Origin of the sequence: Flavonifractor plautii ATCC 29863, from assembly GCF_000239295.1 — a bacterium.
In the GTDB taxonomy this organism is placed as follows: Bacteria; Bacillota; Clostridia; order Oscillospirales; family Oscillospiraceae; genus Flavonifractor; species Flavonifractor plautii.
The window spans coordinates 1-11,746 of sequence record NZ_JH417633.1 but is presented as its reverse complement, the minus strand read 5'-3'; the positions used below and the strand labels follow the sequence as shown (position 1 = coordinate 11,746).

Here is an 11,746-nt window from a genome sequence, read left to right as displayed (position 1 = left end):
CTTTCCCTACACGACGCTCTTCCGATCTTCTTCTGTTTACGGAGTTTGAGAATGACCGAGATCCACCTCGGGCATCAGTTCCTGGTTGATAATGGTGAGCATCTCTTCCAGCTTGGCGCACTCCTCCGGGGAGAAACGCTGCCGGATGCGCTCGGTCACGGCATGGACGTAGTCGTTGCTGATATTGTAGTAGTCCTTGTATTTCTGGGTGACCTGGAGGTGGTACTCGCGCTTGTCGTGGGCGGACTGGATCTTCTGCACATAGCCCTTGCGGATCAGGCTGTTGATCTTATAGGCCGCGTTGGGCGGCGAGATGCGCATAAAGGAGGCGAACTCGTTGATGGTTGGGCAGCCCAGGGCCTGGATGGTCTCCATGGCGAAGGTCTCTACCGTGGTCAGGCTGGCCTCGCGGTTTTGAAAGCGCTCGAAGATCTCCTGATAAAAATGAAGCTTGAATTTGGTATACACGATTTCAAATTTCTGTTCCAACATGCCGGCGCCCCCGCATTGTCATATTTTTTCATTTTATCAAAAAGCGGAGGGAAGGGCAATCACAAATCTTTGGCCAAGGCAAAGGTAAGCTCTGCCGAAACGGCCAGTTGGCCGCCCACGGTGGCTTTGGCCTCAGCGACAGCTACCGGGCCCTTCTGCTTTAGAATGGTGCACTCCAGCTCCAGTACGTCGCCGGGGGTGACCTGGCGGCGGAAGCGGGCGTTTTTGATGCCGCCGAACAGGCCGATCTTCCCCTTGTTCTCCGGCATGGACAGCATGGTCACGGCCCCCACCTGGGCCAGGGCTTCAATGATGAGCACGCCGGGCATCACGTGGTACTGGGGGAAGTGGCCCTGGAAGAAGGGCTCGTTGACGGTGACGCATTTGATGCCCTTGGCCCACTTGCCCACCTCGCCGTCCACGATGCGGTCCACCAGGGCGAAGGGGTAGCGGTGAGGGATGATCTCAGCGATCTGGTTGGAATTCAGCTGCATCATGGCTCAGCCCTCCCACTTCTTGAAGAGCACGCAGGCGTTGTGGCCGCCGAAGCCCAGAGAGTTGGACAGGGCATACTCCACCTGCTGCTCCCGGCCCTGGTTGGGGATATAGTCCAGATCGCAGGCCGGATCGGGTACCTGGTAGTGGATGGTGGCGGGCAGGAAGCCGTCCCGCAGGCTCAGGGCGGTGAAGATGGCCTCCACCGCGCCGGCGGCGCCCAGCATGTGTCCGGTCATGGACTTGGTGGAGCTGACGGCCAGCTTGGCGGCGTGGGCGCCGAACACGGCCTTGATGGCCGCGGTCTCCCCGGAGTCGTTGAGGGGGGTGGAGGTGCCGTGGGCGTTGATGTAGCCCACCTGCTCGGGGGACGCCCCGGCGTCGGCCAGGGCCAGGGCCATGGCGCGGGCGCCACCCTCCCCGTTGGGGGCGGGGGCGGTGATGTGGTAGGCGTCGCAGGTGGCGCCGTAGCCCACCACCTCGGCGTACACCCTGGCCCCGCGGGCCAGGGCGTGCCCGTACTCCTCCAGCATCAGCACGGCCGCACCCTCGCCCATGACGAAGCCGCTGCGCTCGGCGTCAAAGGGGATGGAGGCCCGGCTGGGGTCATCCCCCACGTGGAGGGCCCGCATGGTGGTGAAGCCGCCGATGGACAGAGGGGTGATAGCGGCCTCGGCGCCGCCGCAGAGCATCACCTCGGCGTAGCCGTCCCGGATGTGGCGGAAGGCGTCGCCCACCGCGTTGGAGCCGCCGGCACAGGCGGTTACCGGGCAGGTGCACATGCCCTGAAAGCCCGCCATGATGGCAATGAAGCCGGCGCCCATGTTGGCGATGGTGGTGGGGATATAGAAGGGGGAGGCCCGGTCAAAGCCCTTCTGGGAGCAGCGCAGCTCCTCGCTCTCGGCCATCTCGATGCCGCCCACGCCGCTGGAGACGATGACGCCGCAGCGGGTGCGGTCCTCCGCCTCAGGGATCAGGCCGCTGTCGGCCAGGGCCTCCTTGGCGGCGGCGGCGGCCAATTGGGTGTAGCGGCTCATGTGCCGCACATCCTTCTTGTCCAGCACGGTGGTGGGGTCCCAGTCCTTGACCTCGGCGGCCAGGTGGACCTTCTGGGCGGAGCAGTCATACCGGGTGATGGGGCCAATGCCGCACACCCCGTCCCGGACAGCCTGCCAGGTGTCGGCGGCGTTGTGGCCCAGGGGGTTGACGGTGCCCAGGCCGGTAATCAGCACTCTGCGTTTTTCCATAATTGCGTTCCTCCTCACATGCCCATTCCGCCGTCCACCTGGAGCACCTGGCCGGTGATGTATCCGGCCTCCTCGGAGGCCAGGAAGGCCACGGCGGCGGCCACGTCCTCCGGGGTGCCGGGGCGGCCCGCCGGGATGGCGGCCAGCATGGCCTCCCGGGCCGCGTCGGGCAGGGCGGCGGTCATATCAGTGGCGATATAGCCGGGGGCCACCGCGTTGACGGTGACGCCGCGGCCGCCCAGCTCCTTGGCCAGGGACTTGGTCATGCCGATGAGCCCCGCCTTGCTGGCGCAGTAGTTGATCTGGCCCGGGTTGCCCCGCAGGGCCACCACGGAGCTGAGGTTGACGATGCGGCCGTAGCGGGCCTTCATCATGGGCCGGGCGGCGGCCTTCATGGTGAGGAAGGCCCCCTTGAGGTTGGTCTCGATGACCGCGTCGAAGTCCTCCTCCTTGAGCATCATGGCCAGGTTGTCCCGGGTGATGCCCGCGTTGTTGACCAGAATGTCCAGGGAGCCCAGCTCCTTCACGGCGGTGTCGATGAGGGTTTTTACGGCGGCGGGATCGGCCACACTGCCCTGGACGGCACGGGTCTGGACGCCCAGGGCCTCCAGCTCCTTTCGGGTCGCCTCTGCCGCGGCGGTGTTGCCCGCGTAGGAGAAGACCACGTTGGCCCCCCGGCGGGCCAGCTCCAGGCAGATGGCGCGGCCGATGCCGCGGCTGCCGCCGGTGACGACGGCGGTTCTTCCGGTAAAGCTCATAGCGTTATCCTTTCAGCGCGGCGGAGAGGGCGTCCAAATCGGCGCAGGTCTCCACGGCGTAGGTCTTGATGGCGGGAGCGGTCTTCTTGACAAAGCCGCTGAGGGCCTTGCCTGGGCCGATCTCCACGATGGTGTCCACCCCCAGCTCGGCCAGGCGGCGGATGGTGTCCTCCATGTAGACGGAGGTCTGCACCTGCTTCTCCAGCAGGGCGGGGATGGTGTCCTCCGGCCCCATCTCCTGGCCCAGACAGTTGAAGAGCACGGGGATGCGCATCGCGCCGAAGGCGGTCTCCTTGAACTTCTCCCGCAGGGCATCGCCGGCGGGGGCGAGGAGGGAGGTGTGGAAGGGCCCGCTGACCTTCAGGGGCAGGCAGCGCTTGGCGCCCAGCTCCTTGGCCAGTGCGGCGGCCTTGTCCACGGCGGCCTGCTCGCCGCCGATGACCAACTGGCCGGGGCAGTTGTAGTTGGCGATCTCCACCACCCCCGCGCCGGCGGCCTGCCGGCATGCCTCCTGGAGCTTCTCGCGGTCCAGGCCCAGCACGGCGGTCATGCCGCAGGGGCGGCCCGCCGCGGCTGCGGCCATGGCCTTGCCGCGAAAGGCGGCCAGGGAAATGGCCTGGGGAGCGGTGAACACCCCGGCGCACTGGAGGGCGGAGTACTCGCCCAGGGAGAGGCCCGCGGCGTAGTCCGGGACAATGCCCCGCTCCGCCAGCAGGGCGGTCATGCCGGCGGCAAAGGCCACCATACAGGGCTGGGTGTACTCGGTCAGGTTCAACACCCCGTCGGGGTCGGTGAACATGGTGGTTTTCAGATCGAAGTCCACGCCGGCGGTGTCCAGCACGGCGCGGAAGGCGGGATGGGCCTCGTAGAGATCGGCCCCCATGCCGGGGTGCTGGCTGCCCTGCCCGGCGTACAGAAAGGCCAGACTCATTCGCTCAGCCCCTTTCGCACGGCCGCATATCCGGCCATCAGCTCCTCAAAGATCTGCCGCAGGGGACGGATCTCGTGCACCATACCGGCCACCTGGCCGGCCATGAAGCTGCCGCCGTCCACGTCGCCGTCGAACACGGCCTTCCGCAGGGAGCCCAGGGTGAGCTGCTCCATCTCCTCCAGGGGGACATCCTTCTTCTCCATGCGCAGATATTCCCGGGCCATCTTGTTCTTGAGCACCCGCACCGGCGCTCCGGTGGAGCGGCCGGTGACGGTGGTGTCGTTGGCCCCGGCCTTGAGCACGGCCTGCTTGTAATTGACATGGATGGGGCACTCCTCGCTGGCCAGCAGGCAGGTGCCCACCTGGACGCCGCAGGCCCCAAGGGCAAAGGCGGCGGTGAGTTGCCGGCCATCAGCGATGCCGCCGGCGGCGATGACGGGGACGCTCACCGCGTCCACCACCTGGGGCACCAGTGCCATGGTGGTCAGCTCGCCGATGTGGCCGCCGCTCTCGCAGCCCTCGGCGATGATGCCGTCGATGCCGTAGCGCTCCAGCCGCTTGGCCAGAATGGGGGCGGCCACCACGGGGAACACCTTGATACCCGCCTCTTTCCAGGCGGGGACGTATTTGCCGGGATTGCCCGCGCCGGTGGTCACCACCTGCACCCCCTCCTCCGCCACCACCTTGGCCAGCGCGTCGATGTGGGGATTCATCAGCATCAGGTTGACGCCGAAGGGCTTGCCGGTGTTCGCCTTGGCGGCGCGGATCTCGGCCCGCAGGGCCTCGGCGTCCATCCCGCCGGAGGCAACCAGGCCCAGGGCACCCGCGTTGGACACGGCGGCGGCGAAGGCGCCGGTGGCGATGTTGGCCATGCCGCCCTGGATGATGGGGAACTCAATCCCCAAAAGCTCGTTTAATTTCATAGAAACTCCTTATGAAACGCCTCCACGAAAAAGCCTCGCAGAGTTTCCCCGCCCGCAGGCGGGGAAATAAAATGAAATCCGTTTTCGGCCGCGATATGTGCGTGGACGAAAACACTTCTCAGCCCACAAGTGTGAGTTTTATCCGGCGAAGCCGGACAAAACTTGCGCGCGGGGGCTGCATCTCTCTCCAACAAGCGGCTCTGCCGCTTGTTGGAAGCTACGCCAGCTCCAGCAGAGCCCCGGCCCAGGTCAGCCCGCCGCCGAAGCCCACACACAGGGCTTTTTGGCCGGAGGTGATGGCCCCGCCTCCCACCAGCTCGTCCAGCAGCAGGGGAACGCTGGCGGCGGAGGTGTTGCCGGTGCGCTCGATGTTGCCGGGGCACCTGGCCGGGTCGATGCCCAGCTTCTTCACGGCAAAGTCGATGATGCGCTGGTTGGCCTGGTGGAACACGAAGAGGTCGATGTCCTCCGGGGTAAGGCCAGCCCGGTCCAGCACCTCCCGGGCACAGCGGGGCACAGCCTCCACGGCGAAGCGGAACACCGACTGGCCGTCCATATGGACATGGGGGGGCGCGGCAGTGTTGACGCCGGGGACGTAGAGCACCTCTGAGTTGCCTCGGCAGCCCAGCACGGCGTGGAGGGAGGGGTAGTTTGCCCCCCACTCCACCAGGGCGGCCCCGGCACCGTCGCCGAAGAGCACACAGGTGCTCCGGTCGCCAAAGTCCATGACCCGGCTGAGGATTTCCGCCCCCAGCACCAGGCCGTACTTCCGGGGGGTGGAGGCCAGCAGGCACTCGGCGGTGTGCAGAGCGTACACAAAGCCGGAGCAGGCGGCGTTCAGATCAAAGCATATGGTATCCTCCGGAAAGCCCAGCTCCTTTTGGAGCAGGCAGGCGGCGGCGGGGGAAAGAAAATCCGGGGTGACTGTGGCCACCAGGCAGATGCCGATTTCGCCGGGGGCGACGCCGCCCCGCTCCAGTGCCTGCCGGGCGGCGGCCAGACAGAGGGAGGTGTGGCTCTCGCCGTCGGTGCAGTAGCGTCGGGAGCGGATGCCGGTGCGGGTGGAGATCCACTCGTCGTTGGTATCCACGATTTTGGCCAAATCATCGTTGGTCACGACCTTTTTGGGCACGGCGGAGCCGGTGCTGATTAACTTAATCCCGTTCATGTACGCTCCTTTCTCAGGGCCTTCGCGCCCATCGCGCGGAATTTTTTATAGCGCCCGGCAGCCAGAGCCGGACCGCTGAGCTTGCCCAGGGCGTTGAGCTCCTTGACCAAGGCGGTGTCCAGAGTCCGGAACAGGGCGGCGGGGTTGGTGTGAGCCCCTCCCTCGGGCTCAGGAATGATGCGGTCGGCCACCTCCAGCTCCAGCAGGTCGGCGGCGGTGAGCTTCATCACGCCGCAGGCCTCGTCGCTGCGGGAGGCGTCCTTCCACAGGATGGCGGCAAAGCCCTCCGGGGAGAGGACGGAGTACACCGCGTTCTCCAGCATGAGCACGCGGTTGCCCACGCCCAGGGCCAGGGCGCCGCCGCTGCCTCCTTCCCCGGTGACCACGGAGACTACAGGCACGGTGAGACGGCTGGACAGGGCCAGGGTGCGGGCGATGGCCTCCGCCTGGCCCCGGGCCTCGGCCTCCAGGCCGGGGTAGGCGCCGGGGGTGTCGATAAAGGTGATGACGGGGCGGCGGAACTTCTCCGCCTGAAGCATGAGCCGCTGGGCCTTGCGGTAGCCCTCCGGTGAGGGCATGCCGAAGTGGAGGGACAGGTTTTCCTCCAGGGAGCGGCCCTTCCGGTGGCCGATGACGGTCACCGGCTTGCCGTGGAACAGGGCGACGCCGCCCAGGATGCTGCCGTCCTCGGCGCACAGGCGGTCGCCCCGCTGCTCAAAGAAATCGGTAAACAGGTGCTTGATGAAATCTGCCGTGCCGGGGCGCTCCGGGTGGCGGGCCAGGGCCACCCGCTGGGCGGGGGTCAGCTTACTTGCCATGCGCGTCGCCCCCCTTTCCATGGAGCTTCAGCAGATGGAGCAGGGTGACGCGCAGCGCGTCCCTTGGAACGATGGCATCCAGGAAGCCGTGCTCCAGCAGATATTCGGCGCTCTGGAAGCCCTCGGGGAGCTTTTCGCCGATGGTCTGCTCAATCACCCGCGGGCCGGCGAAGCCGATCAGGGCGCCGGGCTCGGCCAGCATGATGTCCCCCAGGCTGGCAAAGCTGGCGGTGACGCCGCCGGTGGTGGGGTGGGTGAGCACCGAGATGTAGAGGCCGCCCTTCTGGGAGAACCGCTCCAGGGCGGCAGAGGTCTTGGCCATCTGCATCAGGGAGAGGATACCCTCCTGCATCCGGGCCCCGCCGCTGGCGGAGAAAAGGATGAGGGGGAGCTTGTACTTGTCGGCGTACTCCACCAGCCGGGTGACCTTCTCCCCGACGGCGGCGGACATGCTGCCCATGAAAAAGCGGCTGTCCAGGGCGCCCACGGCCACCCGCTGGCCCCCGATGCGGCCGGCGGCGGTGACCACCGCCTCGTTCATGCCGGTGCGGCGGCGGGCGCCGTCCAGCTTGGCCTCATAGCCGGGGAAGTCCAGCGGGTTGTTGGAGGCCAGGGGGGCGTCCAGCTCCCGGAAGGTACCCTTGTCCAGAATGAGGCTCAGGCGGTAATAGGCCCCCACGGGGTAGTGGTGCCCGCACAGGGGGCAGACATAGCGGTGGCCTACCAGCTCCCGGCGGGGCACCGCCTTGCCGCAGGCGGGGCAGGCCTCCTCGGTGTGGGCCGGAGCGGGGGAGGAGCCCCGCAGGGCCTTGAGGGAGAGGAGCTTCTGGCGGCGCTGTGCAAAGACGCTGCTCATACCTCACGCACCTCCCCGCTGCCGCTCCAGGCCAGAAGGGTGTCCATATGGGCCTCCAGGAAGCCGGTGGAGTAGTTGCCCCGGACGAAGTCGGGGTGGTGGAGGATCTGGTGGAGCAGGTCGGTGTTGGTGGCCGGTCCCTCGATGACCAGCTCCTCCAGGGCCCGGCGCATCCGGCGGATGGCCTCCAGCCGGGTGGGGGCGTAGACGATCAGCTTGGCCATCAGGGAGTCGTAGTAGGGGGGCAGCTCGTAGCCGGTATAGAGGCCGGTGTCCACCCGCACGCCGTAGCCGCCGGGCAGGTGGAGGAAGTCGATGCGGCCGGGACAGGGCTGGAACCCCTTGGCCGGGTCCTCGGCGTTGATGCGGCACTCGATGGCGTGGCCGCGGAACAGGACCTCCTCCTGGGTGACCGAGAGGGGGAGCCCGGCGGAAACGCGGATTTGCTCCCGCACCAGGTCCAGGCCGGTGACCAGCTCGGTGACTGGGTGCTCCACCTGGATGCGGGTGTTCATCTCGATGAAGTAGAACTGGCCGTCGGGGGCCAGCACGAACTCGATGGTGCCGGCGTTGACGTAGCCCGCGGCCCTGGCGGCCGCCACGGCCGCCGCGCCCATCCGCTCCCGCAGCTCCGGGGTCAGGGCCTTGGAGGGGGACTCCTCCAGCAGCTTCTGGTTGCGCCGCTGAATGGAGCAGTCCCGGTCGCCCAACTGGATCACGTGCCCCCGCCCGTCGGCCATGATCTGGAACTCGATGTGGCGGGGGTTGACGATCAGCTTCTCCAGGTACATCTCCCCGCTGCCGAAGCAGGCCAGCGACTCGCTGCGGGCCTCTTCAAACAGGGGGATGAGCTGTTCCGGCTCATACACCCGGCGCATCCCCCGGCCTCCACCGCCGGCGGAGGCCTTGATGAGCACCGGGTATCCAATGGAGTCGGCCAGGGCCTTGGCCTGCTCGGCGGTGTCTACCGCCCCGTCGGAGCCGGGCACCACCGGCACCCCGGCGCTCCGCATCAGCTTCCGGGCGGCGGCCTTGTTGCCCATGGCGCGGATTACGTCGCCGGAGGGGCCGATGAAGGTGATGCCGGCGGCCTCGCAGGCGTCGGCAAAGTCGGCGTTCTCACTGAGAAAGCCGTAGCCGGGGTGGATGGCGTCGCACCCGGCGGCCTGGGCCACGGTGAGGATCGCATTGACGTTTAAATAGCTGTCTGCCGAGCGGGCGGGGCCGATGCAGTAGGCCTGCTCCGCCAGCTGGACATGGAGAGCTTCCCTGTCCGCCTGGGAGTAGACCACCACAGGCTCGATCTCCAGCTCCCGGCAGGCCCGGAATACCCGGACGGCAATCTCGCCCCGGTTGGCAATTAAAATGCGCTTGAACATGGGCTCACCCTTCCCGGTAGCGGAGCAGCGGCTCCCCGAAGGACACCAGGGCCCCGTCCTCCTGAAGGATCTCCTCGATGACGCAGTCGCAGGGGGCCTGCACCTCGTTCATCATCTTCATAGCCTCCATCAGACACACGGTCTGACCCTTTTTCACATGGTCGCCCACCTGCACAAAGGGAGCAGCATCGGGGGCGGAGGCGGCGTAGAAGGTGCCCACCAGGGGGGCGGTGATGCACTTGCCCGCAGGCGCTGGAGCAGCCGCCGGCGACACAGCGGCCGCGGGGGCGGGAACCGGGGTGGCGGCAGGAATGGGAGCGGCCGGGCCGCCCTTGCCCAGCTCCAGGGAGAAGTCCTTGGTGGAGAGCTTCAGGGTGGTGGCGGTGCTGGCGTCAAAGCGGGCCATCAGCTCAAAAATCTCTTGATTGGTCATAACGGCTCCTTTCGGAAAAAAGGCACCGGCCTGCACCGGTGCCCAGGTTCCTTATTACTCAGCGTGGTCCTCCAGGTACTTCACCAGGTCGCCCACAGTCTTCATGTTGGGCAGCTCCTCGTCGGCAATGGTCACACCGAACTCCTCCTCCAGAGCCATGGACAGCTCCACGGCGGCCAGGGAATCGGCCTCCAGATCCTCCGCCAGGCGGGCATCGGGGGTCACCTTGTCGGCGTCGCAGCTCAGGGTCTCCACAATAATCTCTTTAACCTTCTCAAAATCCATGACAGATTCTCCTTGCAAAATTACTTCAATCATTTTACTTAAAATTTTTTAAATAAAATAATTTAAGCATATTTTAGCAGGTCATTCGCATTTGTCAAGAAAAAAGTTTGTAAAATAATGGGTTCAATTGGGGTGAGCCCTTGAGCGGCAAGGTGTTTTGCCCGAGAAAAAAGTTGTAGGGTCCCCTTGCGGAGACGGGCAAATTGCAGTACGATAGCGGAAAAGGAGGAATCATATCGTGAAAGTATTTATTAGCGCGGATATTGAGGGAACCGCTGTTACCGCCACACGGGAGGGCTGTCGGCCGGGGGAATTTGAGTATGAGCGCAGCCGGAAGGAGATGACGGCGGAGGTGGTGGCCGCCGCCGAGGGGGCCCGGGCCGCCGGAGCCGAGCTGGTGGTGGTGAAGGACGCCCACGGGCCGGGGCTCAATATTCTGCCGGAGGAATTGCCGGAGTATGTCCAGCTCATCCGAAGCTGGAGCGGCTCGCCGGAGATGATGGTGGAAGGGCTGGACAGCAGCTTCGATGCCGCCTTTTTCGTGGGCTATCACAATGCGGCGGGGGAGGGAGGCAACGCCCTGAGCCACACCATCAACGGCGGCGTGGTTCACCGCATCACCGTCAACGGGCAGCCCGCCTCGGAGTTCCTGATCTACAGTTGGATGGCCGCTTGGTATGGGGTTCCAAGCGTGCTCCTCACGGGAGACAAGACCCTGTGCGAGGTGGGGGCGGAGCTGCACCCCTCCCTGGTTACCGTGCCGGTAAAGGACGACGTGGGGGGACGTTCCCAGGGCCTCAGCCCAGTTTTGGCCCACAGACGGATCCGGGAGGGGGCAGAGCGGGCAGTGAAGCAGGACTTGTCCGCCGCCCGTATCACACTGCCGGAGCATTTCCGGGTAGAGCTGACCTATAAGAGTCACCGGGATGCCTATACCAAGGGCTTCTACCCCGGCGCGGAGCGGGTGGACGCGATGACCTTGGCCTATGAGACCGGCGACTGGTACGAGGCAAACCGTTTCCTTCTGTTCGCCATCTGAGCAATGCGCCGCGTAAAGCAAAGGGCCGCCCGTTATAACCGGGCGGCCCTTTGCGTGAATGAGGGGTGTTGTTTTAAGTAGCCGCCCCGGCCGGGGCGGCAGGGGCAGTCAGCCGCGGCAGCAGCCGCAGCCGCAGGAGGAGTCCTCGTCCTCCCCGCCCGCAGTATCCCAAAGGAACGCGGGGAAGGAGACATACACGGGCCAACGGGTGTTGGCAGCCGTGCCGCCGCCGGGAAAGACGGGCAGCTCGGGGAAGGAGGGCAGGGTGGTGATCCCGCCGTTCCCGGTATTGGAACCGTTCCCGCAGCAGCGACAGCAGCAATTGCGGTTCTGACCTTGACAACAACACATAGTAAGGTACCCCCATTCAAATTTGCGGCGGGCCTTCGCCCCCCACATCGACAGTATACGCCGCAGGTCCGCCGGGGGTGCCTGGACAAACAAGCGCCCCCGGCCCGCAGGGGCCGGAGGCGCCGTTCCATCCGTATGTTAGGCGGCGACCACGTTGACCGCACGCAGCTTGTCGGCATTCTTGGGATCGGGCTCCACATCATAGGTGACCTTCTGACCCTCCTGAAGGGTCTTGAAGCCGTCGCACACGATGGCGGAGAAGTGCACGAACACGTCGTCGCCGCCCTCGTCGTTGGAGATGAAGCCGAAGCCCTTGGTCTCGTTGAACCACTTGACAGTACCGTGATACATAATGGTACCTCCTGAAAAAAATTTGGAGCTAAATGACATAGAAAAAAACCCACACATTTGCCGCTCGTCTGAAGATCCGACGATGACTACAAACATGTGAGTTCAGGCCGTGCATTTAGACTACTGTACAAATATAACACGAAATCCAGGCCACGTCAAGAGGAAAGAAGCGGAAGGGGGCGGCAGGCGTGTAGGACTACAATACATATTGGACATCTGA

General features: G+C 65.5%; 15 protein-coding genes. 1 reads left to right on the top strand and 14 read right to left on the bottom strand.

All coding sequences use genetic code 11. From position 1 onward, the window contains the following. Nucleotides 1-36: 36 nt before the first annotated feature. The 12 genes from HMPREF0372_RS00760 to acpP form a co-directional block, all read right to left on the bottom strand. Entirely contained in the window at nucleotides 37-492 is a 456-nt protein-coding gene (locus HMPREF0372_RS00760; protein ID WP_007488095.1) for a MarR family winged helix-turn-helix transcriptional regulator, read from the bottom strand. 59 nt (nucleotides 493-551) lie between these two features. Beyond that, nucleotides 552-989 (bottom strand): 3-hydroxyacyl-ACP dehydratase FabZ, encoded by a 438-nt coding sequence (fabZ, locus tag HMPREF0372_RS00755; protein ID WP_007488094.1) that lies wholly within the window; start codon nucleotides 987-989, stop codon nucleotides 552-554. Between the two features lie 3 nt (nucleotides 990-992). After that, entirely contained in the window at nucleotides 993-2,234 is a 1,242-nt protein-coding gene (gene fabF, locus HMPREF0372_RS00750) for a beta-ketoacyl-ACP synthase II (protein WP_007488092.1), read from the bottom strand. Between the two features lie 14 nt (nucleotides 2,235-2,248). Then, nucleotides 2,249-2,992 carry a 3-oxoacyl-[acyl-carrier-protein] reductase gene (gene fabG, locus HMPREF0372_RS00745; protein ID WP_007488090.1) on the bottom strand — a complete coding sequence of 248 codons (744 nt, stop codon included), beginning with the start codon at nucleotides 2,990-2,992 and terminating at the stop codon, nucleotides 2,249-2,251. Between the two features lie 4 nt (nucleotides 2,993-2,996). Further along, complete coding sequence (locus HMPREF0372_RS00740; protein ID WP_007488088.1) at nucleotides 2,997-3,923, bottom strand: ACP S-malonyltransferase; 927 nt, start codon at nucleotides 3,921-3,923, stop codon at nucleotides 2,997-2,999. Further along, nucleotides 3,920-4,846: a DUF561 domain-containing protein gene (locus HMPREF0372_RS00735; RefSeq protein ID WP_007488087.1), complete on the bottom strand. Its 927-nt coding sequence runs from the start codon at nucleotides 4,844-4,846 to the stop codon at nucleotides 3,920-3,922. The genes HMPREF0372_RS00740 and HMPREF0372_RS00735 overlap by 4 nt, the downstream gene beginning before the upstream one ends. Before the next feature lie 217 nt (nucleotides 4,847-5,063). Beyond that, on the bottom strand, nucleotides 5,064-6,014 hold the full coding sequence (locus HMPREF0372_RS00730; protein WP_007488085.1) for a beta-ketoacyl-ACP synthase III: 951 nt from the start codon (nucleotides 6,012-6,014) through the stop codon (nucleotides 5,064-5,066). Beyond that, a complete protein-coding gene (locus tag HMPREF0372_RS00725; protein WP_039996402.1) occupies nucleotides 6,011-6,832 on the bottom strand; it encodes an acetyl-CoA carboxylase carboxyltransferase subunit alpha in 822 nt (273 codons plus the stop codon). The genes HMPREF0372_RS00730 and HMPREF0372_RS00725 overlap by 4 nt, the downstream gene beginning before the upstream one ends. Further along, entirely contained in the window at nucleotides 6,822-7,688 is an 867-nt protein-coding gene (gene accD, locus HMPREF0372_RS00720) for an acetyl-CoA carboxylase, carboxyltransferase subunit beta (protein ID WP_007488082.1), read from the bottom strand. Before accD ends, HMPREF0372_RS00725 begins: the two co-directional genes overlap by 11 nt. Continuing rightward, the gene (gene accC, locus HMPREF0372_RS00715) at nucleotides 7,685-9,067 is read right to left on the bottom strand and encodes an acetyl-CoA carboxylase biotin carboxylase subunit (protein ID WP_007488080.1); all 1,383 of its coding nucleotides are present in this window, start codon (nucleotides 9,065-9,067) and stop codon (nucleotides 7,685-7,687) included. The genes accD and accC overlap by 4 nt, the downstream gene beginning before the upstream one ends. A 4-nt stretch (nucleotides 9,068-9,071) precedes the next feature. Then, nucleotides 9,072-9,500 carry an acetyl-CoA carboxylase biotin carboxyl carrier protein gene (gene accB, locus HMPREF0372_RS00710; RefSeq protein ID WP_007488078.1) on the bottom strand — a complete coding sequence of 143 codons (429 nt, stop codon included), beginning with the start codon at nucleotides 9,498-9,500 and terminating at the stop codon, nucleotides 9,072-9,074. A 54-nt stretch (nucleotides 9,501-9,554) separates the two neighbouring features. Then, the gene (acpP, locus tag HMPREF0372_RS00705; RefSeq protein ID WP_009259875.1) at nucleotides 9,555-9,785 is read right to left on the bottom strand and encodes an acyl carrier protein; all 231 of its coding nucleotides are present in this window, start codon (nucleotides 9,783-9,785) and stop codon (nucleotides 9,555-9,557) included. Nucleotides 9,786-10,023: 238 nt separating this feature from the next. Between acpP and HMPREF0372_RS00700 the strand changes: the two genes are divergently transcribed. Continuing rightward, nucleotides 10,024-10,824 carry a M55 family metallopeptidase gene (locus HMPREF0372_RS00700; RefSeq protein WP_007488075.1) on the top strand — a complete coding sequence of 267 codons (801 nt, stop codon included), beginning with the start codon at nucleotides 10,024-10,026 and terminating at the stop codon, nucleotides 10,822-10,824. A 108-nt stretch (nucleotides 10,825-10,932) separates the two neighbouring features. Here HMPREF0372_RS00700 and HMPREF0372_RS00695 read toward each other — a convergent pair whose 3' ends face one another. Then, on the bottom strand, nucleotides 10,933-11,175 hold the full coding sequence (locus HMPREF0372_RS00695; RefSeq protein ID WP_009259877.1) for a hypothetical protein: 243 nt from the start codon (nucleotides 11,173-11,175) through the stop codon (nucleotides 10,933-10,935). Between the two features lie 138 nt (nucleotides 11,176-11,313). Continuing rightward, on the bottom strand, nucleotides 11,314-11,526 hold the full coding sequence (locus HMPREF0372_RS00690; RefSeq protein ID WP_009259878.1) for a cold-shock protein: 213 nt from the start codon (nucleotides 11,524-11,526) through the stop codon (nucleotides 11,314-11,316). Nucleotides 11,527-11,746: the final 220 nt, after the last annotated feature.

Excerpts from the sequence above, each read along its gene's own strand:
- HMPREF0372_RS00695 (WP_009259877.1), bottom strand. The coding sequence starts at position 11,175 with ATGTGTTGTTGTCAAGGTCAGAACCGCAATTGCTGCTGTCGCTGCTGC.
- accC (WP_007488080.1), bottom strand. The coding sequence starts at position 9,067 with ATGTTCAAGCGCATTTTAATTGCCAACCGGGGCGAGATTGCCGTCCGG.
- HMPREF0372_RS00730 (WP_007488085.1), bottom strand. The coding sequence starts at position 6,014 with ATGAACGGGATTAAGTTAATCAGCACCGGCTCCGCCGTGCCCAAAAAG.
- HMPREF0372_RS00690 (WP_009259878.1), bottom strand. The coding sequence starts at position 11,526 with ATGTATCACGGTACTGTCAAGTGGTTCAACGAGACCAAGGGCTTCGGC.
- HMPREF0372_RS00735 (WP_007488087.1), bottom strand. The coding sequence starts at position 4,846 with ATGAAATTAAACGAGCTTTTGGGGATTGAGTTCCCCATCATCCAGGGC.
- HMPREF0372_RS00725 (WP_039996402.1), bottom strand. The coding sequence starts at position 6,832 with ATGGCAAGTAAGCTGACCCCCGCCCAGCGGGTGGCCCTGGCCCGCCAC.
- fabZ (WP_007488094.1), bottom strand. The coding sequence starts at position 989 with ATGATGCAGCTGAATTCCAACCAGATCGCTGAGATCATCCCTCACCGC.
- HMPREF0372_RS00740 (WP_007488088.1), bottom strand. The coding sequence starts at position 3,923 with ATGAGTCTGGCCTTTCTGTACGCCGGGCAGGGCAGCCAGCACCCCGGC.
- HMPREF0372_RS00760 (WP_007488095.1), bottom strand. The coding sequence starts at position 492 with ATGTTGGAACAGAAATTTGAAATCGTGTATACCAAATTCAAGCTTCAT.
- accB (WP_007488078.1), bottom strand. The coding sequence starts at position 9,500 with ATGACCAATCAAGAGATTTTTGAGCTGATGGCCCGCTTTGACGCCAGC.
- fabG (WP_007488090.1), bottom strand. The coding sequence starts at position 2,992 with ATGAGCTTTACCGGAAGAACCGCCGTCGTCACCGGCGGCAGCCGCGGC.
- acpP (WP_009259875.1), bottom strand. The coding sequence starts at position 9,785 with ATGGATTTTGAGAAGGTTAAAGAGATTATTGTGGAGACCCTGAGCTGC.
- fabF (WP_007488092.1), bottom strand. The coding sequence starts at position 2,234 with ATGGAAAAACGCAGAGTGCTGATTACCGGCCTGGGCACCGTCAACCCC.
- accD (WP_007488082.1), bottom strand. The coding sequence starts at position 7,688 with ATGAGCAGCGTCTTTGCACAGCGCCGCCAGAAGCTCCTCTCCCTCAAG.